The organism is Pseudomonas sp. NPDC090208 (assembly GCF_044746785.1).
In the GTDB taxonomy this organism is placed as follows: Bacteria; Pseudomonadota; Gammaproteobacteria; order Pseudomonadales; family Pseudomonadaceae; genus Aquipseudomonas.
The window spans coordinates 20859-37029 of record NZ_JBIVCU010000017.1 but is presented as its reverse complement, the minus strand read 5'-3'; the positions used below and the strand labels follow the sequence as shown (position 1 = coordinate 37029).

At 62.8% G+C, this 16171-nt stretch carries 16 protein-coding genes; 10 read left to right on the top strand and 6 right to left on the bottom strand.

The annotated features are described in order from the left end of the window. The first annotated feature begins 388 nt into the window (after positions 1-388). Both ACIPL0_RS24195 and zapE read left to right on the top strand, forming a co-directional pair. On the top strand, positions 389-1597 hold the full coding sequence (locus ACIPL0_RS24195) for an MFS transporter (RefSeq protein WP_400599505.1): 1209 nt from the start codon (positions 389-391) through the stop codon (positions 1595-1597). 10 nt (positions 1598-1607) lie between these two features. After that, entirely contained in the window at positions 1608-2729 is a 1122-nt protein-coding gene (zapE, locus tag ACIPL0_RS24190) for a cell division protein ZapE (RefSeq protein ID WP_400599504.1), read from the top strand. A gap of 157 nt (positions 2730-2886) precedes the next feature. Here zapE and rarD read toward each other — a convergent pair whose 3' ends face one another. Continuing rightward, the gene (gene rarD / locus ACIPL0_RS24185; protein WP_400599503.1) at positions 2887-3777 is read right to left on the bottom strand and encodes an EamA family transporter RarD; all 891 of its coding nucleotides are present in this window, start codon (positions 3775-3777) and stop codon (positions 2887-2889) included. A 252-nt stretch (positions 3778-4029) separates the two neighbouring features. Between rarD and ACIPL0_RS24180 the strand changes: the two genes are divergently transcribed. Together ACIPL0_RS24180 and ACIPL0_RS24175 are read left to right on the top strand one after the other, a co-directional pair. Then, on the top strand, positions 4030-4671 hold the full coding sequence (locus ACIPL0_RS24180) for an HD domain-containing protein (protein WP_400599502.1): 642 nt from the start codon (positions 4030-4032) through the stop codon (positions 4669-4671). Positions 4672-5129: 458 nt separating this feature from the next. Further along, positions 5130-6281 (top strand): MFS transporter, encoded by a 1152-nt coding sequence (locus ACIPL0_RS24175; RefSeq protein WP_400599501.1) that lies wholly within the window; start codon positions 5130-5132, stop codon positions 6279-6281. A 3-nt stretch (positions 6282-6284) separates the two neighbouring features. Here ACIPL0_RS24175 and ACIPL0_RS24170 read toward each other — a convergent pair whose 3' ends face one another. Both ACIPL0_RS24170 and ACIPL0_RS24165 read right to left on the bottom strand, forming a co-directional pair. After that, positions 6285-7118, bottom strand: coding sequence for a PhzF family phenazine biosynthesis protein (locus tag ACIPL0_RS24170; RefSeq protein ID WP_400599500.1), 834 nt, complete (start codon positions 7116-7118; stop codon positions 6285-6287). Between the two features lie 323 nt (positions 7119-7441). Then, a complete protein-coding gene (locus ACIPL0_RS24165) occupies positions 7442-7879 on the bottom strand; it encodes a carboxymuconolactone decarboxylase family protein (protein ID WP_400599499.1) in 438 nt (145 codons plus the stop codon). Positions 7880-8088: 209 nt separating this feature from the next. Between ACIPL0_RS24165 and ACIPL0_RS24160 the strand changes: the two genes are divergently transcribed. Then, positions 8089-8967: an alpha/beta fold hydrolase gene (locus tag ACIPL0_RS24160; protein WP_400599498.1), complete on the top strand. Its 879-nt coding sequence runs from the start codon at positions 8089-8091 to the stop codon at positions 8965-8967. Positions 8968-9597: 630 nt separating this feature from the next. Here ACIPL0_RS24160 and ACIPL0_RS24155 read toward each other — a convergent pair. After that, positions 9598-10092: a multidrug/biocide efflux PACE transporter gene (locus ACIPL0_RS24155; RefSeq protein ID WP_400599497.1), complete on the bottom strand. Its 495-nt coding sequence runs from the start codon at positions 10090-10092 to the stop codon at positions 9598-9600. Positions 10093-10210: 118 nt separating this feature from the next. Between ACIPL0_RS24155 and ACIPL0_RS24150 the strand changes: the two genes are divergently transcribed. Further along, the gene (locus ACIPL0_RS24150) at positions 10211-11098 is read left to right on the top strand and encodes a LysR family transcriptional regulator (RefSeq protein WP_400599496.1); all 888 of its coding nucleotides are present in this window, start codon (positions 10211-10213) and stop codon (positions 11096-11098) included. Positions 11099-11100: 2 nt separating this feature from the next. On the opposite strand, the gene ACIPL0_RS24145 is transcribed toward ACIPL0_RS24150, so the two are convergent. Beyond that, positions 11101-12015 (bottom strand): DMT family transporter, encoded by a 915-nt coding sequence (locus ACIPL0_RS24145; RefSeq protein WP_400599495.1) that lies wholly within the window; start codon positions 12013-12015, stop codon positions 11101-11103. Positions 12016-12109: 94 nt separating this feature from the next. Here ACIPL0_RS24145 and ACIPL0_RS24140 point away from each other — a divergent pair, with 94 nt between their 5' ends. The 3 genes from ACIPL0_RS24140 to ACIPL0_RS24130 all read left to right on the top strand — a co-directional run bounded on the left by ACIPL0_RS24140 (position 12110) and on the right by ACIPL0_RS24130 (position 15139). Then, positions 12110-12673, top strand: a complete 564-nt coding sequence (locus tag ACIPL0_RS24140; protein WP_400599494.1) for a helix-turn-helix domain-containing protein — start codon at positions 12110-12112, stop codon at positions 12671-12673. Positions 12674-12975: 302 nt separating this feature from the next. Next, complete coding sequence (locus ACIPL0_RS24135) at positions 12976-14394, top strand: FAD/NAD(P)-binding protein (RefSeq protein ID WP_400599493.1); 1419 nt, start codon at positions 12976-12978, stop codon at positions 14392-14394. Between the two features lie 256 nt (positions 14395-14650). Further along, positions 14651-15139 carry a hypothetical protein gene (locus ACIPL0_RS24130; protein ID WP_400599492.1) on the top strand — a complete coding sequence of 163 codons (489 nt, stop codon included), beginning with the start codon at positions 14651-14653 and terminating at the stop codon, positions 15137-15139. Here ACIPL0_RS24130 and soxR read toward each other — a convergent pair. Further along, positions 15130-15591 carry a redox-sensitive transcriptional activator SoxR gene (soxR, locus tag ACIPL0_RS24125; protein ID WP_400599491.1) on the bottom strand — a complete coding sequence of 154 codons (462 nt, stop codon included), beginning with the start codon at positions 15589-15591 and terminating at the stop codon, positions 15130-15132. The genes ACIPL0_RS24130 and soxR overlap by 10 nt on opposite strands. 167 nt (positions 15592-15758) lie before the next feature. Here soxR and ACIPL0_RS24120 point away from each other — a divergent pair, with 167 nt between their 5' ends. Beyond that, positions 15759-16094, top strand: coding sequence for an antibiotic biosynthesis monooxygenase (locus ACIPL0_RS24120; protein ID WP_400599490.1), 336 nt, complete (start codon positions 15759-15761; stop codon positions 16092-16094). Positions 16095-16171 lie beyond the last annotated feature (77 nt).

The window sequence follows — 16171 nt, the reverse complement described above, 5'->3', positions numbered from 1 at the left end:
GTACCTGAAAGACGGGAATGCAAAGGGTGGGAATGTTACGGAATGTGAACCAAACGGGCCAGCCAGACAGAGATCCCGAGCCGAGAGAGACACCTGTGGGAGCGAATTCATTCGCGAGAGGCCATTCCATCCGGCACCTATTTGTCGGACGTAAACCGCTTCGCGAATGAATTCGCTCCCACAGTGGGGCATCTGACATCGTTTTCCATTTCCGGACAGGGTTTCAGCCGACCCACCGCTTTCGCGAGCAGGGCTCCCTCCCACGGGGTACGCGTACTAATGAGCCACGTGAAATTATCTCAGTGTCCAGTCAACCCCGATTGTGTAACGATAGTTGCCTAACATTTTCAGCCGATCCAATCCGCCGCCTTTAAAGGACAGAACACGGATGCTCGCCGCTCTCCGCCATTACCCTGCCTCGGTCAATCTGCTGTTGTCGTCGTCGCTGTTTCTGACACTGGGCAGGGCGATTACCCTGCCGTATCTGGTCATTTATCTGTCGTCGAATTTCACCCTGAGCATCAGCGATATCGGCATGGTGGTCGGTGCCGCGTTGATCGTCGGTTCGCTGTTAAGCCTGTACGGTGGGTACCTCACCGACAAACTGTCGAGCTACCGGCTGATCCTGTGCTTCACCGGCTTTTTCGTCACCGGTTTCGTCGGTATGTGCCTGACCGGGCAGTTGTGGCTGTTCTTCCTGTTTCTGGTGTCGTTCAACTTCGCCTATTCGGTGATCGACGTGGTGGTCAAGGCCGCCTTCGGCAAGCTGCTGCCGGTGGATGAGCAGAGCAAGGTGTTTTCGGTGCGCTACACCCTGATCAACATCGGCTACGCGGTCGGGCCGTTCATCGGCGCGGGGCTGGCCCATGTCAGCATGAAGCTGCCGTTCATGATGTCAGCGGCGTTGGGCATCGGTTATTTCGTGGTCTACGCGATGTATGGCGATCGCAAGCTCAGCTCGGCGGACCCGGCCAATGCGCCGGTGTCGTTTCTGGCCGTGGGGCGGATTCTGCTCAAGGACTACCGGCTGGTCTGCTTCACCGTCGGCGGGGTGCTCAGCGCGGTGGTGTTCGGCCAGTTCACGGCTTACCTGTCGCAATACCTGGTCACCACCAACACGCCGGAATTCACCTATCAGGTCATCAGCACCGTGGTGGCGGTCAACGCGGCGGTGGTGATCTGCCTGCAGTATTTCGTCGGCCGCTACATCAGCCATCAGTACCTGAACCAGTGGCTGACCGCCGGTTTCAGCCTGTTCCTGATGGGCGTAGTCGGCTTTGCGATGTCCACCAGCGTGTTGCACTGGGGCTTCGCGGTGGCGATCTTCACCCTCGGCGAAATCATCGTGTTCCCCGCCGAATACATGTTCATCGACCGCATCGCGCCCACGCATCTGCGCGGCATGTATTACGGCGCGCAGAACCTGTCCAACCTCGGCGGCGCGCTGGGCCCGGTGCTCTGCGGTTTTGCCCTGGCCGCGCAGCCACCGGCGTTCATGTTCTATATGCTGGCGGGCTTTATCGTGGCCGGCGGCTGCTTCTACCTGCTGGGCGCCTCGTACTCCAGGCGCCATGATCAATCTTCCAGCGGGCGGTGAGCGGTTTTCGATGAGTGCGCTTTCTCCATTAGAGGCCTGGCAACAGGCCGTCGATACCCAGGGTTTTCAGGCGGATGAATCTCAACGCCAGGCCGCAGGCCGGTTGCAGGACTGCTGGCAACTGCTGCGCGACGGCAAGCATCGTACGCCGCCCAAGGGCGTGTATTTGTGGGGCCCGGTGGGGCGCGGCAAGACCTGGCTCATGGACCGTTTCTACCAAGGTTTGCAGATCCCGGCGCGGCGTCAGCATTTCCATCACTTCATGCGCTGGGTGCATCAGCGCCTGTTCCAGCTCACCGGTGTGGCGAAACCCCTGGACGTCGTGGCCCACGAACTGGCCCAGGAAGTGCGGGTGCTGTGCTTCGACGAGCTGTTCGTCAACGACATCGGCGATGCGGTGATCCTCGGCGGTCTGCTGCGGGCCATGTTCGAGGAAGGCGTGGTGCTGGTCTGCACCTCCAACCAGTTGCCCGAGCAGCTGTATTCCACCGGGCACAACCGCGAGCGTTTCGTTCCGGCGATCGCCGCGATCAATCAATACATGAACGTGGTGCAGGTGGATGGTGGCGAAGACCATCGTCTGCATCCGGGCCAGGCGAAACAGCGTTATTGGCTGACCCAGGACAAGGGCCGCAGCGCGTTGGTCGAGGTGTTTGAAGAGCTGAGCAGCGGTGAGTCGGTGTCCATTCAGCCGGTGCCGTTGGGCCGTCGCCATCTGCCGGTGGTGCGTTGCAGCAAGACGGTGGTCTGGTGCCGCTACGCCGACCTCTGCGAGCAGCCGCTGGCGTCATCGGATTTCATCGAACTGTGCGACCGTTATCACGCCGTGTTGCTCAGCGAAGTGCCTGCGCTCAGCGCGCCGCAAAGGGAAGGGCGCATTGCCCGGGGTACGGAAGACGGGGTGGAGCAGGTCAAGGCCGGGGATCGCGAACTGCCGCAACTGTCGCCCTATGACGACGGCGTGCGGCGTTTCATCGCGCTGGTCGACGAATGCTACGACCGCAAGGTGCCGCTGTACGTCGAAGCGGCCCTGCCGATGCAGGCGCTGTACACCGAGGGCTATCTGGCCTTCGCCTTCCGCCGCACCCTGAGCCGGTTGCAGGAAATGCAGCTGGCAAGGTTCGGGACGTAGCGGCTACGGATTTGTGCCTTGCCAGGATTTATCTGGCGGCACAGCCCCGTGGGAGGGAGCCCTGCTCGCGAAAGCGATGGATCATTCAGCACAGCATTGACCGGGATGACGCTTTCGCGAGCAGGGCTCCCTCCCACGGCCTTCGGCCAGAATCAGCCTAGCCCTGGACGCTCATCCGCCGCCGCTGACGCAACACATGCTTGCCGCCCTCGGTCACCAGCACCATCACCGCCAGCCAGATCGGCCCGTAGGTCATCCACTCGTCACGCTGAATTGACTCGCCCAGCAGCAGCGAGACACCCACCAGCAGCACTGGCTCCACGTAACTGAGCAGGCCGAACACGCTGAACGCCAGCAGGCGGCTGGCGAAGATGTAGCTGACCAGCGCCGAGGCACTGATCGCGCCGAGGATCGGCACCAGCGCGTACAGCTTCGGCGTGGTTTCAAACACCGAAGGATCGCCCTTGAAGATGAAGGTCAGGGCCACCGGCAACACCAGCAGCATGTCCCACCACAGCCCGCCGAGGTGGTCGGTCTTCAGGCGCCGACGCAGGACGAAATACAGCGGATAGCCAAGGCACACCAGCAGGGTTTCCCAGGAAATGCTGCCCAGCCGCAGCAGCTCGTTGCCGACCCCGACCAGCGCACAGCAGGCGGCGACCTTCTGCAGGTACGACAGATGCTCGCCGTAGACCAGCCGCCCCAGCAGGATCATGGTCAGTGGCAGCAGAAAGTAACCCAGCGACACTTGCAGGCTGCGCCCGTGCAGCGGCGCCCACATGAACAGCCACAGTTGCACGCTCATCAGTGCCGAAGACAAGGCCAGTGCCAGCAGCAGCGCGGGCTTCTGGCGGATTCTGGCGGCCAGTTGGCGGGCCAGTTTCCAGTCGCCGCTCCAGAGCATGAACGCCGTCACGCAGGGCAGGGTCAGCAGCATGCGCCAGCCGAAGATTTCTTCGCCGCTCAAGGGTTTGAGCAACGAGGTGTAGTAGTACATGACCGCGAAGAGGCAGGAGGCCATGACCGATAACGCAACACCCTTGTACACAGGGGCTCCTTTTTCAGTTCCAGTTCACCTTTCCCGTGCCGGGCTCTGACGGCTGGCTTGCAGGAAAGGGCGCGCATTCTACCCAAGGGTTTTCGGCGTTCCTCCGCTATCTGGTAAACCTCAGGTGGTCTGGCAGTAAACGATGCACGATTGGCAGAGAACGTAGCCGCGTGTCGATTGAGGCGAAAACCGGTGTGCCACAGACTTGTCCTCAACGCGCCATACCGGCGCGATCCCACGAGGAAGACCGCCATGACCCAAGAAATCGCCGGTATCAAGATCCCTGACAGCGCCCTGGCTCGCGCCACCACCGAATACATCCGCGAACAGGAAAGCGACCTGCTGTTCCATCACTCCCGTCGCGTGTTCCTCTGGGGCGCCCTGACCGGCGAGCGCAAAGGTCTGAAATACGACGCCGAGCAACTGTACGTCGGCGCGATGTTCCACGACCTCGGTCTGATGGAAAAACATCGCAGCCCCGATCTGCGTTTCGAAGTCGATGGCGCCAACGCTGCCCGCGCATTCATGAAACCGTTCGGCCTGTCCGAAGGCGACATGGAGCAAGTGTGGCTGTCGATCGCCCTGCACACCACCCCGGGCGTACCCGAGCACCTGCGGCCGAACGTGGCACTGGTCACCGCCGGTGTGGAGATGGACGTGCTGGGCATCAACTACGACAAATTCAGCGATGAACAGCGCGACATCGTCACCCACGCCCACCCGCGTGGTGAAGAGTTCAAGGAATGCATCCTCTGCGCCTTCGCCAACGGCTTCCGCCACAAACCGGACACCACCTTCGGCACCGTCAACGCCGACGTGCTCGTGGACGAAGATCCGAAGTTCAAACCGCTGAACTTCGTCGACATCATCCGCCAGTCGCCGTGGAAGGCGTGATCGCCCTGTCTGCAGGCGTGCGCCGCGCTCTTTGTAGGAGCGCGGCTTGTCCCGCGACCGGCGGGGAACCCGTCGTAAAGCCTGTGCGCTTGGTTCTCCTGGTACACCGCGTTTAACGGGTTTACGACTGCTTCGCAGTCGGTCGCAGGACAAGCCAGCTCCTACAGGGGCGGCGTTGACTCGGTCTATGTGGGAGGGAGCCCTGCTCGCGAATGCGTCATTTCAGTCAATGCTGTGCTGACTGACCCGCCGCTTTCGCGAGCAGGGCTCCCTCCCACGGTTTTCGTTGTTTGATCTGCCGTGTACATCCATCGCATCACGCCTCACGACCCTGTTCTGAGGTGTTTCTGAGGCGAATTCCTCAAATTTCCCTCCTTCGATCCCCGGGCAAACCTTGTTAGGCTTTTCCTGCGCCGGCCCATTCAGGCCGGGCGTTTTCGCTTCAGGAAGGAGCCTGCATGACCGCCATCAGTACCGCCGCACCGACTCTCCCCGGACGGCTGGAACAGTTCTCCACCCGGGTCGCCTTTTTCATCACCGGTTTCAGCATCTCCGCCTGGGCACCGCTGGTGCCTTATGCCAAGGACCGACTGGGACTGGACGAGGCCGGGCTGGGGTTGTTGCTGTTGTGTCTGGGCATCGGCTCGATCCTTGCCATGCCGTTGGCCGGTGCCCTGAGTGCGCGCCTTGGCTGCCGGCGCATCATCATCTGGGTCGGCAGCATCGCCTGCCTGTGTCTGCCCTTGCTGGCGAGCCTGACCAGCGTGCCGCTGATGGTCGCCACGTTGTTCATTTATGGCGCAAGCATGGGCGCGCTGGGTTGTGTCACCAACATTCAGGCGATCATCGTCGAACGGGCCAGCGGCAACACCATGATGTCGGGCTTCCATGGCCTGTTCAGTTGCGGCGGGATCGTCGGCGCGGCGGGCGTGTCGGGACTGTTGAGCGTGGGCGTGTGGCCATGGCTGAGCATGACCCTGGTGGCGCTGTTCATCGCCTTTGCCCTGTACAAGGCGGCGCCGAACCTGCTCGTCTACGGCAGCGAACCGGGCGGCCCGATGTTCGCGGTGCCACGCGGCGTGGTGCTGTTCATTGGCCTGATGTGCTTTACCGTGTTTCTCACCGAAGGCGCCATGCTCGACTGGAGCGCGGTGTTCCTCAGCGCTGAACGGGGCGTCGAAGCGTCCTATGCCGGTTTCGGTTACGCGGTGTTCGCCCTGGCCATGTCGGTTGGCCGCCTGTGTGGCGATCCGGTCGTGCGGCGGTTGGGTGCGCAGCGCATCATTCTGTTCGGTGGTCTGTGCGCCGCCATCGGCCTGGTGGTCGCCACGCTGATTCCCCTGTGGCAAGCGGCGTTGTGCGGCTACGCGCTGGTAGGCCTGGGCTGCTCGAACATCGTGCCGGTGTTCTACAGTGCCGTGGGCCGGCAGAAAACCATGCCGGAAAACATCGCGGTGCCGGCCATCACCACCCTCGGTTACATGGGCATTCTCATGGGGCCGGCCGGCATCGGTTTTGTCGCCCACCTCAGCAGCCTTGAAGTCGCCTTCGTGCTGATCGCCGCCATGTTGCTGGGCGTGGCGCTGAGTGGGCGCTACCTGAAAGTCTGAGGCTCAAAGCGAGCGGGCAGTGCCGGACACCCGGATCGAGCTGCCCGGCTCATCGCTGAATGCGGCATGAATTCGCGAGCGGCTGCCCATGTCCTCGCCCTGGACAATGTCGATGGCGCCGCCGTGATCCCATTTGATATCCCGTAGATACCCGGCAAACGCCGCCGTCGCTGCGCCGGTGGCCGGGTCTTCGTAGACGCCGCCGAAGGCGAACGGATTGCGCGTGTGGAACAGCCGTGGCGATTCGGCGAAGGCCAGCAGAATCGTCACCAGCCCTTCACCGACCATCAGCTCACGGCCGGCGGCGAAGTCGTAACGCATGTGCTTCAGCGTGTCGCGACGGTTCAGCGTCAGCAGCAAATGCTGTGCGCCGCCGTTGATCAAGGCAGGGGGGATGCGCAGGTCGATGTCTTCGGCTTGCAGGTCGAACAGGGCCATGGCCCGACTGAGCAATTCACGACTGACCGGCCGGCTGTGGGTCGGCGGCGACTGCAAGGCGGCGGAAAACAGTGTGCCCTGACGATGGCCCTCGACGCTGATCCGCGCCTGGTTCAATTGCAGGGTGTACAGACCGTCGCCATAACGCTCGGCCAGCGCCGCACCGAGGGCGATGGTCGCATGTCCGCAGAACGGCACTTCGGCTTCAGGGGAGAAATAACGCACGCGCCAGTCGTCACCTTGCGGGACGGCAAAAGCGGTCTCCGAATAACCCACCTCGGCGGCCAGCACCTGCATCGTGGCGTCGTCGGGGAACTGTTCGCCGATCCACACGCCGGCCGGGTTGCCACCCTGATCAGCATCGGAAAAGGCTGCGAGTCGGAGAATGTCCACTGTCATGTTCGAAGAGTCCTTGCGCCCTGGGGATGAAACGCAAGTGTCGACGAAGCAGGACAGCGGACACCAACCAAAAAAGCTTATGCGTGGGATTCGGTGGCTTGATGGTAGGTCCCTGGATGCACGCCGCACCCTTGTAGGAGCGTGGCTTGTCCCGCGACCGGCGGGGAACCCGTCGTAAACCCGGCAAACGCGGTGTATCAGGAAAATCGAGTGCGCAGGTTTTACGACTGCTTCGCAGCCGGTCGCAGGACAAGCCAGCTCCTACAAGGATCGTGTTCAACCGAAGGATCGCGTTTAACCGATCCAGGTGATCCGGCTTTTGATTACGCCGGAATCATCGCAAAGCCCACACCGAAGCGGTTCCAGGCGTTGATGGTGGCGATGGCCAGGGTGATGTTGGCGACGTCGGCTTCGCTGTAGTGTTCCAGCAGCGCTTCGTACTGGTGCTGCGGCGCGTGGCGGGTAGGCAGCAGGGTCAGGCTTTCGACCCAGGCCAGCACGGCTTTTTCTTTATCGCTGAAGAAAGTGGTCTCTTCCCAGACGCTCAGGGTCTGCAGGCGGGCTTCGGTTTCACCGGCTTTGCGAGCGTCATTGGCGTGCATGTTGACGCAGTAGGCGCAGCCGTTGATTTGCGAGGCGCGCAGACGAATCAGTTCCAGCAGCGAGTTGTCCAGGCCGGATTTGCCCAGTGCCATTTCCAGACCGACCATGGCTTTGTAGGCGTCTGGCGAGGCTTGTGCCCAGGCGATGCGTTTGTTCATGTGTGCGTGCTCCGTGGAGATGTGCGGTGAATGTGGGGCCTACCTTACGCCCGCTGCCGACGGCGTCGAATAGCCAATGGATCGGGATTTCCGCAGTCCAATTGCCGGCCCCTGACAACACGCTTCATGAATCGCCGCGCCACGCTTTGCGCCTTGCCTTGCGACGTTGGCGAACTAGCATGTGGAGCATTCAAAACAAGGAGCCATTCATGTTTGCCGGATTCCAGAAAGACCAGCGCCAGGTCAACGGCGTACAGATCGCCTACCGCATCGGCGGCAGCGGCCCGGGGTTGTTGCTGTTGCACGGCCACCCACAGACCCATGTGATCTGGCACAAGGTGGTCGAACGCCTGAGCCGGCACTTCACCGTGGTCGCCGCTGACCTGCGCGGCTACGGCGACAGCAGCAAACCCCCGGCAACGGACGATCACGCCAGCTATTCCAAGCGCGAGATGGCGCGAGACATGGTCGAGCTGATGACAGAGCTGGGCCTGCCGACGTTCTCGGTGCTGGCCCACGACCGTGGCGCCCGAGTGGCGCATCGACTGGCGCTGGACCATCCGCAGGCGGTGACGCGCATGGCCTTGCTCGACATCGCGCCGACCCTGGCGATGTACAGCCAGACCCACGAAGCCTTTGCCCGGGCGTACTGGCACTGGTTTTTCCTGATCCGCCCGGCGCCGTTGCCGGAAACACTGCTGGAGGCCAATCCCGAGCAATACCTGCGCAGCGTCATGGGCACCCGCAGCGCGGGGATGGCACCGTTCACCGACGAAGCCTTCGCCGAATACCTGCGCTGCGCACATCTGCCGGGCGCCGCCCGCGGGGTGTGTGAGGATTACCGGGCCAGTGCCGGTATCGACCTGGAACATGACCGTGCCGACATCGCTGCCGGGCACCATCTGAGCCTGCCGCTCCTGGTGCTGTGGGGCGCGGAAGGAGCGGTCGGGAAGTGTTTCGAGCCGCTGGCCGAATGGCAGAAAGTCGCCAGCAACGTACGCGGCAAGGCCCTGCCCGGCGGGCATTATCTGGCCGAAGAAATTCCGGATGAATTGATGGAAGAAGTGCTGCCGTTTTTGCTGGTTTGACGGTCTGCTCAACACCGCTCCCACGGCCTTCGGGCAGAAACAAAAGCAGATGGCACACACCGCCCTGTAGCAGTCCGGCTTGCCGGCGGTGGCGATTCCAAGGATGTCATCGCGGGCAAGCCCGCTCCCACAGGGAATCTGTGTTACGCCAGCTTTTGATCTGGCTTTTGATCTTGGGGCCCCGTCCCAGAAGGCCGAACGCAGGCGATGCGCAGTGGTGCCGAGCGGCATGGATGCCGCGAGAGCCGCGTGGGCCATGGATGGCCCATTCGCGGCGGGCCCACGGAGCATTGCCGGAGTGAGGGAACACCGAGCTTTAGCGAGGTGCCGTATGGCGGGGTAGAAAGCCCTTGGTTACTTGGGGCTTTTCCAAGTAACTCGCCGCCAGGCGAAACAGGGCTGCGTTAGCAAACTCAGCAATCCAAATGACACACCGAGTGCGCAGGATTTACGACGACTGCGTCGCCGGTCGCAGGGCAAGCCAGCTCCTACAAAAGTCCGCGTAACGTGCCGGGGGCGAAACCGGGCTGCGTTAGCAGACCAGCAATCCAAATGACACACCGCGTGCGCAGGTTTTACGACGACTTCGGTCGGACGCGACCCCGGCGCGCTCGCAGGACAAGCCAGCTCCTACATGCGTTCGGCGTCGCGCAGGCTCTGACCGCGCTTGATCTGCCGCCGCGCCACAATCCGCTCGCGCACGCCGTCATACGCCATGTTGAACAGCAACGTGTACGGCAAAAACAGCAACAACAACCCGATATCCAGCAAAAACGCCTCCCACAGCCCGATCGTCAACCACCACGCCGCGAGCGGCACGACCACGATGATCAGCCCGGTTTCAAACGCCATCGCATGCAACGCCCGTATTTTCAACGTCAGGGCGAAACCGAAACGGCTGCGCAAACGGTCGAACCCTGCGTTGAACAACATGTTCCAGAGCATCGCCACGGTCGAAATCATCACCGTCAGCGCACCCATCTTGCCCAGCGACTGACCGAGCACCCAGGCCAGCCCCGGCGCGAACAGCAGCACACCGATGAGTTCAAACAGCAACGCATGAAAGGCGCGCTCCTTGACCGATTTGGCAATCACGACCGACTTCGCGGTTTGACGAACAGACATGGCAATTTCACTTTGTTGCGAGGCAGGCGTGCATTGTCGGCGGGCGATGGACTAAAGTGAAAATCGTTCCCATCGGTAAAACCGATGGATGAAAGCCGCTATTCAGAGAAACCCCGCCATGAGCTATTCGCCCGAAGCCCTTGAAGCCTTTACCCAGACCCTGGCGCTGGGCTCGTTCAGTGCGGCGGCGCGGCGGCTGGGCAAAAGCCAGTCGACGGTCAGCGAAGCCATTTCCCGGCTGGAAATCGACCTGGGTGTCGAGCTGTTCGACCGCTCTTCCAAACACCCGACGCTTACCGAAGCCGGGCGCGCCTTGCAGGGGCGGATCGAGGAAGTGCTGGCCGCCTCCGACAAGCTGCGCCGCGCCGCAGGGCGTCTGGTTGAGGGCATGGAGCCACGGTTGACGCTGGTGCTGTCCGACGCCAACCAGTTCGCCGAATTCGAGGTGCGCATGGCCGAGCTGGATCAGCGTTTCCCGGACATCGAACTGGAATGCGTGTTTGCCGAGCACGGCGATGCGATCAACCTGATCCGCACCGGCCGCGCCTCGCTGGGCCTGTTGTCGGCTCAGGCCAGCTACCCGCCGGAAGTCGGCCACGCGACGATTGCCGAGCGAGCCGATTTCGGTCTGTTTGTCGCCCACAAACACCCGTTGGCGGCGCTGGAGGCGGTCGATTATCGCCATCTGGCCGAACACCGCGCCCTGCGCCTGAACACGCTGATCGACGAAAGCATTCCCACCGACGATCTGCCCGGTGGCGCGCGGCGCAACTGGTCGGCGCCCAATTACCTGCTGCTGATGGACATGGCGGTTTTCGGTTTTGGCTGGTCGGCCTTGCCGCGCTGGCTGGTGCGCGGCTATGCCCAGGGGCGGCTGAAGGAGTTGCAGGTGCCGGGCTGGCCGCGCAGCTCGGCGGTGGACGTGATCTGGTCGCGACAGAAAAGCCTCGGCCCGGCTGGCGCGTGGCTACTCGACACCCTGCTGGAGGGGCGAGGGGATTACTGAGCTCAGTCGCGCACGGTTTCCTCTTCCTTCTCCAGCGACTCGACCTTGGCCCGGCCTTTCAGCTCGCTGACGATCACCCCGGCAACGATCAGGCAGGCACCCAGCAGCGCAATGCCCGGCAAACGCTCACCGGCCAGACGCCCGGCGATACCGGCCCACACCGGCTCGCCGGCATAGATCAGCGTGGCGCGGGTGGGTGAGACGGTTTTCTGCGCCCAGTTCATCGCCACCTGAATCGCCGCGCTGGAGGCGCCCAGACCAATCGCGGTAATCAGCAGGGTCGGCGAGAAGTCCGGCAGCCGCTCGCCGGTCGGCACCACCATCAGAAACGCCAGCACCGAAGCGGTCGCCAGTTGCACCACGGTCACCCGACGCACATCGACCTTGCCGGCACTGGCACCGATCAAGATGATTTCGGCGGCAATCGCCACGGCGCTGACCACGGTGGCCATTTCCCCGGCGCTGAATTGCAGCGCCGTGCCATTGGGGCCGGACAACAGCATCAGGCCGGTGAAGGCCAGGGCAATGCCGATGCTCGGCATCAGACCCGGGCGACGGCCCAGCACCAGCCATTGCAACAGCGGCACGAACGGCACGTACAGCGCGGTGATGAACGCCGACTGGCTGCTGGGAATGGTCTGCAGGCCGACGGTCTGCAAGCCGTAGCCGAGCATGATCGCCACGCCGATGCCGACCCCGGCCTTGAGTTCGGCCAGGGTCAGTTCGCCCAGGGTTTTCAGCGAGAACAGCGCCACGATGATGGCCGCCGCCGCGAAGCGCAGGCCAACGAAAAACATCGGCCCGCTGCTGTCCATGGCGTGCTTGACGATCAGAAACGTGCCGCCCCAGATCACGGTGATCAGGATCAGTACCGCTTCTGCTTTACTGAGGCGGGGTATCAGGGCCAACGGTTTCATGATGTTCCATGCCTTGCGAAGACAGAAAGGCGGTCGCACAATGCGCCGAAAAGTTGGGCAGTATACTGCGCAATACCCGGGAGTGAGCAATATAGTGCACAAAGAAGATTCTCCGCGTACATCGGTGCTGCAACACGTCAGCCTCAACGTGCGCCGTCTGCGCCATGGGGCGGACCTGAGCCAGACGGCGCTGGCGGAAAAGTCCGGTGTCAGCCGACGCATGCTGGTGGCCATCGAGGCCGGTGAAAAGAACGTCAGCCTGGCCACCCTCGACCGGGTGGCCGAAGCGCTGGACGTGGCGTTCAGCGACCTGATCCAGGCGCCCGACGAGCGCGACCCCGGCCGCATCAACGAAGTCGCCTGGGCCGGTTCGCAGCCCGGCAGCAAGGCGGTGTTGCTGTCCAAGGCCAGCGCGCGTCGCGAAGTGGAGCTCTGGGAATTCACCCTGATGCAGGGCGAGGCCTACGTCTCCGAAGCCGACCCGGAGGGCTGGAGCGAGCAGGTGTATGTCATCGACGGCTGCCTGACCGTGGCGCTGCCCGATGAAACCCGCCAGGTCGCTGCCGGGGAATTCTTCATGTTCGCCAGCAACCGCCCGCACACCTATCGCAATGACGGCGACGCGGTTTTGCGGTTTGTCCGCAACGTGGTGTTGTAACGCCGTTTTCCGTAGGAGCGCGCTTGCCCGCGATTGCGTTGTGTCAGATAACACCCATGGCACAGGCAGATCGCAATCGTCGGAATGCCGCCCAGAGCAAGCGCGCTCCTACAAGTTGCCTGAGCAACACCGGATCAACAATCTGCCCGCTCAAAGCACAACAACCCCGCCCGTTTCCGGCATTTATCCTGCCTTGCACCCTTCGTACCGGAACGCACCTACCAACGTTCTGTTTGAATCCATTGGCACGCTCGCCATAATCGGGCGTGCGCGCCATCGTGGCGAAAACAAGGCGAACAACAATGACCTCTGATAACAGTCGACCTTACGCAGACATCCTCATCGTCGGTGGTGGCCTCAGCGGCACCATGCTGGCGGTGCAACTGCTGCGCCTGCCGGGCCGACGGCGCATCGTGATCGTCGAGTCGCGCAGCGAGCTGGGCCGGGGTGAGGCCTACAGCGCCACCGAGCTGGGCCACACCCTCAACGGCAACGCCGCGCGCATGAGTGTCGAGCCGGACAACGCCGAAGACCTGACCCTGTGGCTGGGCGATTTCATCGCCAAAGGCGGCTGGCCCGAGTCGGACGAGCAACATGTGCCGGTGGCCGAGCTGTTCCCGCCACGGGGGATCTTCGGTCTGTATGTGCAGCAGCGTCTGGCCGAGGCCCAAACGGTCGGTGCCGCGCGCGGCTCGACGGTGGAGCATGTGCGTGGTGAAGTGACCGATCTGCAGGTCGACGCCGATGGCGTGCGCGTCAGCCTGGCCGATGGCGGGCAATGGCATGCGGCCCGTGCGGTGCTCGCCACCGGCATGTTCGCCGCTGCACGCACGCCGCAACGGGACGTGCAGGACTTCAATGCCGCCGCCGTGGATCCGTGGGATGTCGCAGCGATGGGCCAGCTTGATCCGCAAGGACGGGTGTTGATCATCGGCTCCGGGCTGACCATGGTCGACGCCGTGGTGTCGCTGGAACAGGCCGGCCATCGCGGGCCTATCGACGTGTTTTCCCGGCATGGCCTGCTGCCCCATGTGCGTCGCCAGCCACCGGCGTGGCCGGATTTTCTCGGTGCCGATCACAGCATTCGCAGCACCCGGCAACTGGTGCGGGCATTGCGGGAACAATGCGCGGCGGCCATCGCCCAGGGCATCGACTGGCAGGCGCCGCTGGACACCGTGCGCGTGCATATTCCGAGGTTGTGGAGCCAGGCCAGTGACCGCCAGCGCCGGCAGTTCGTTCGCCATGTGCGGCCCTGGTGGGAAAGCCATCACCACCGCTCGCCACCGCCGAGTGCGGCTTTGCTGGAACGACTGGTGCAAGAGGGGCGCTTGAAGATCCACGCCGCCTCGCTGCAGCAGGTCGAGAGCGGCGATTCGGCGCAGGTGCGGATTCGCCTGCGTTATCGCGGTGATGACACATCGCGGGTGGAAGAGGGCGCGGCGCTGATCAATTCCACCGGCATTCAATACGACTGGCGCAAGGTCGATCGCGCCTTGCCGCGTCATTTGTTGCAGCGCGGGCTGATTCAACCGGGGCCGCTGGCACTGGGCATCGCCGCCGATCCGGGTGGAGCGGTGCTGGATGCCCAAGGGCAGGTGTCGTCACGATTGTTCGCCATGGGCCCGCCGTTGCGGGGGTTGTGGTGGGAGAGCACGGCGGTGACCGATGTGGCGTTGCAGGCCAAGGCGCTGGCGCTGCGGTTGTCGGTGATCGACGAATAACGACGCCGGAAACCCTGTGGGAGCGAATTCATTCGCGATTGGCCCGTTCAATCTAAACAGATACGTCGTCAGTCACATCGCATCGCGAATGAATTCGCTCCCACAATGATGAACGGTGCGATCCGGGGATTTGTGTCGACTCCGACACAAATCCGTACGGTCATGCTAAAGAGCCATCCGAACGCGCCGACAGCCTGACATGACCCGCTGAATCCGCCCGGACGTGGGTGACATCGAGCTATGGAGGCGTTCACCCATGTTGAGTCTGAATTTCAAAACCCCGGCAGAGACACTCAGCCTGTCGCTGCCAGCCACGACCGGCGCGTCGCAAGCCGGCAGCGATTCGGCGGCGCTGCCCTCGGTGGCCGATCAGATACGTCAGGGTGTCGAGGTGTTGCTGTCGCCCGAGGCGCAAAAGGCGGCGAAGGCGGGCGGCAAGGACGCCGATATCGATGACTCCAATCTGCCCAAGCGGATCAAGGATCAGTTGAAGATGATCCGCTCGATTCAGGAGCGCATCGGCAAGCGCATGCGCGACATGCAGGCGTTCATGAGTGACCGCTCGCTGGCACCCAAGGTGCGCCAAGCGAAAATCCGCCAGATGCAGATGGAAATTGCCGCCATGACCAATTCGTTGATGCTGGCCACCTATCAGCTCAACCAGGCCATGCAGGAAATGAAACTGTCGCTGGATGACCGCGCGCTGGCGGGCACCCTGGTCAGTCCGCAGAACATTCAATCCTGATCCAGCAGGCGCGGGCCGGCGCCGCCTTCGCCGAGGCTGTCGCCGTAATTGCGCAGTGGGCAGGCTTCCGTCGACAGGCAGCCGCAGCCGATACAACCGTTGAGTTGGTCGCGCAGGGCGGTGAGGCGGTGGATGCGTTCGTCGAGATCGGCTTTCCAGCATTCCGACAACCTGTTCCAGTCGTCCATGGTCGGCGGCCGGTCGTGGGGCAGGGTTTGCAGGGCCGCCTGAATCGACGCCAGCGGAATGCCCAAGCGCTGGGCGGTCTTGATCAGCGCCACCCGGCGCAGCATGTCTCGCGGGTAGCGCCGCTGGTTGCCGGCGTTGCGCTGGCTGCTGATCAAGCCTTTGGTTTCGTAGAAGCGCAGCGCGGTGATCGCCACGCCACTGCGCGCTGCCAACTGGCCGACGGTCAGCTCGCGATTGATGGAAATGGCATTGTGGGTGGGCATGGCGGCTCCATGGATCGGCAAATGATGCTTGACCTCTAGTTAAGTGGAGGTTTTACCCTGCGCTGCCTCGGTTGACAACCGCACCTTGCAGCGCAAAAAACGTAGTTCGCCACAGCCGGATCACCTGCATCCTGTTCAGCGACAACAGTTATCAGTGGAGAGCGTTCATGACGTCACAAGACTTACATCTTCCCTTCAGTCAGTTCGTCGAGTTCGCCGTGGATCCGCAGCATCAGGCCGCGCTGGTCGCCGCCCTGAACGAGCGCTGCGAGCGTTTTACCCGTACCTACCCAGGCTTCATTCGCGCCAGCGTGCAGGTCAGCGAAGACCGCCGGCGCGTGCTCAGCCATGTGCTGTGGCGGTCGAAGACGGATTGCGAAAAGGCGTTCGAGAATGCCGAAAAGGGCGAAGACGACTTCTGGACCCTGATCCGCGCCCACCGCACCACGGCCATGACCTTCAACGCCTATGAACAGGTGAGCGAGATCGTCGGGCCGCGTTGATTGGTGGGATTCATTTCAGCCGACCCAATCGCCAGGGCACCAAAAAACCCTGTGGGAGGGATTCGAGGTTACGAGGC

What these genes read in the sequence shown, in the direction of transcription:
- ACIPL0_RS24155 (WP_400599497.1), bottom strand. Translation starts at nt 10,092, where the DNA reads ATGTCTGTTCGTCAAACCGCGAAGTCGGTCGTGATTGCCAAATCGGTC.
- ACIPL0_RS24120 (WP_400599490.1), top strand. Translation starts at nt 15,759, where the DNA reads ATGACGTCACAAGACTTACATCTTCCCTTCAGTCAGTTCGTCGAGTTC.
- ACIPL0_RS24195 (WP_400599505.1), top strand. Translation starts at nt 389, where the DNA reads ATGCTCGCCGCTCTCCGCCATTACCCTGCCTCGGTCAATCTGCTGTTG.
- soxR (WP_400599491.1), bottom strand. Translation starts at nt 15,591, where the DNA reads ATGCCCACCCACAATGCCATTTCCATCAATCGCGAGCTGACCGTCGGC.
- ACIPL0_RS24170 (WP_400599500.1), bottom strand. Translation starts at nt 7,118, where the DNA reads ATGACAGTGGACATTCTCCGACTCGCAGCCTTTTCCGATGCTGATCAG.
- ACIPL0_RS24150 (WP_400599496.1), top strand. Translation starts at nt 10,211, where the DNA reads ATGAGCTATTCGCCCGAAGCCCTTGAAGCCTTTACCCAGACCCTGGCG.
- ACIPL0_RS24175 (WP_400599501.1), top strand. Translation starts at nt 5,130, where the DNA reads ATGACCGCCATCAGTACCGCCGCACCGACTCTCCCCGGACGGCTGGAA.
- ACIPL0_RS24145 (WP_400599495.1), bottom strand. Translation starts at nt 12,015, where the DNA reads ATGAAACCGTTGGCCCTGATACCCCGCCTCAGTAAAGCAGAAGCGGTA.
- ACIPL0_RS24135 (WP_400599493.1), top strand. Translation starts at nt 12,976, where the DNA reads ATGACCTCTGATAACAGTCGACCTTACGCAGACATCCTCATCGTCGGT.
- zapE (WP_400599504.1), top strand. Translation starts at nt 1,608, where the DNA reads ATGAGTGCGCTTTCTCCATTAGAGGCCTGGCAACAGGCCGTCGATACC.
- ACIPL0_RS24160 (WP_400599498.1), top strand. Translation starts at nt 8,089, where the DNA reads ATGTTTGCCGGATTCCAGAAAGACCAGCGCCAGGTCAACGGCGTACAG.
- ACIPL0_RS24180 (WP_400599502.1), top strand. Translation starts at nt 4,030, where the DNA reads ATGACCCAAGAAATCGCCGGTATCAAGATCCCTGACAGCGCCCTGGCT.
- ACIPL0_RS24130 (WP_400599492.1), top strand. Translation starts at nt 14,651, where the DNA reads ATGTTGAGTCTGAATTTCAAAACCCCGGCAGAGACACTCAGCCTGTCG.
- ACIPL0_RS24165 (WP_400599499.1), bottom strand. Translation starts at nt 7,879, where the DNA reads ATGAACAAACGCATCGCCTGGGCACAAGCCTCGCCAGACGCCTACAAA.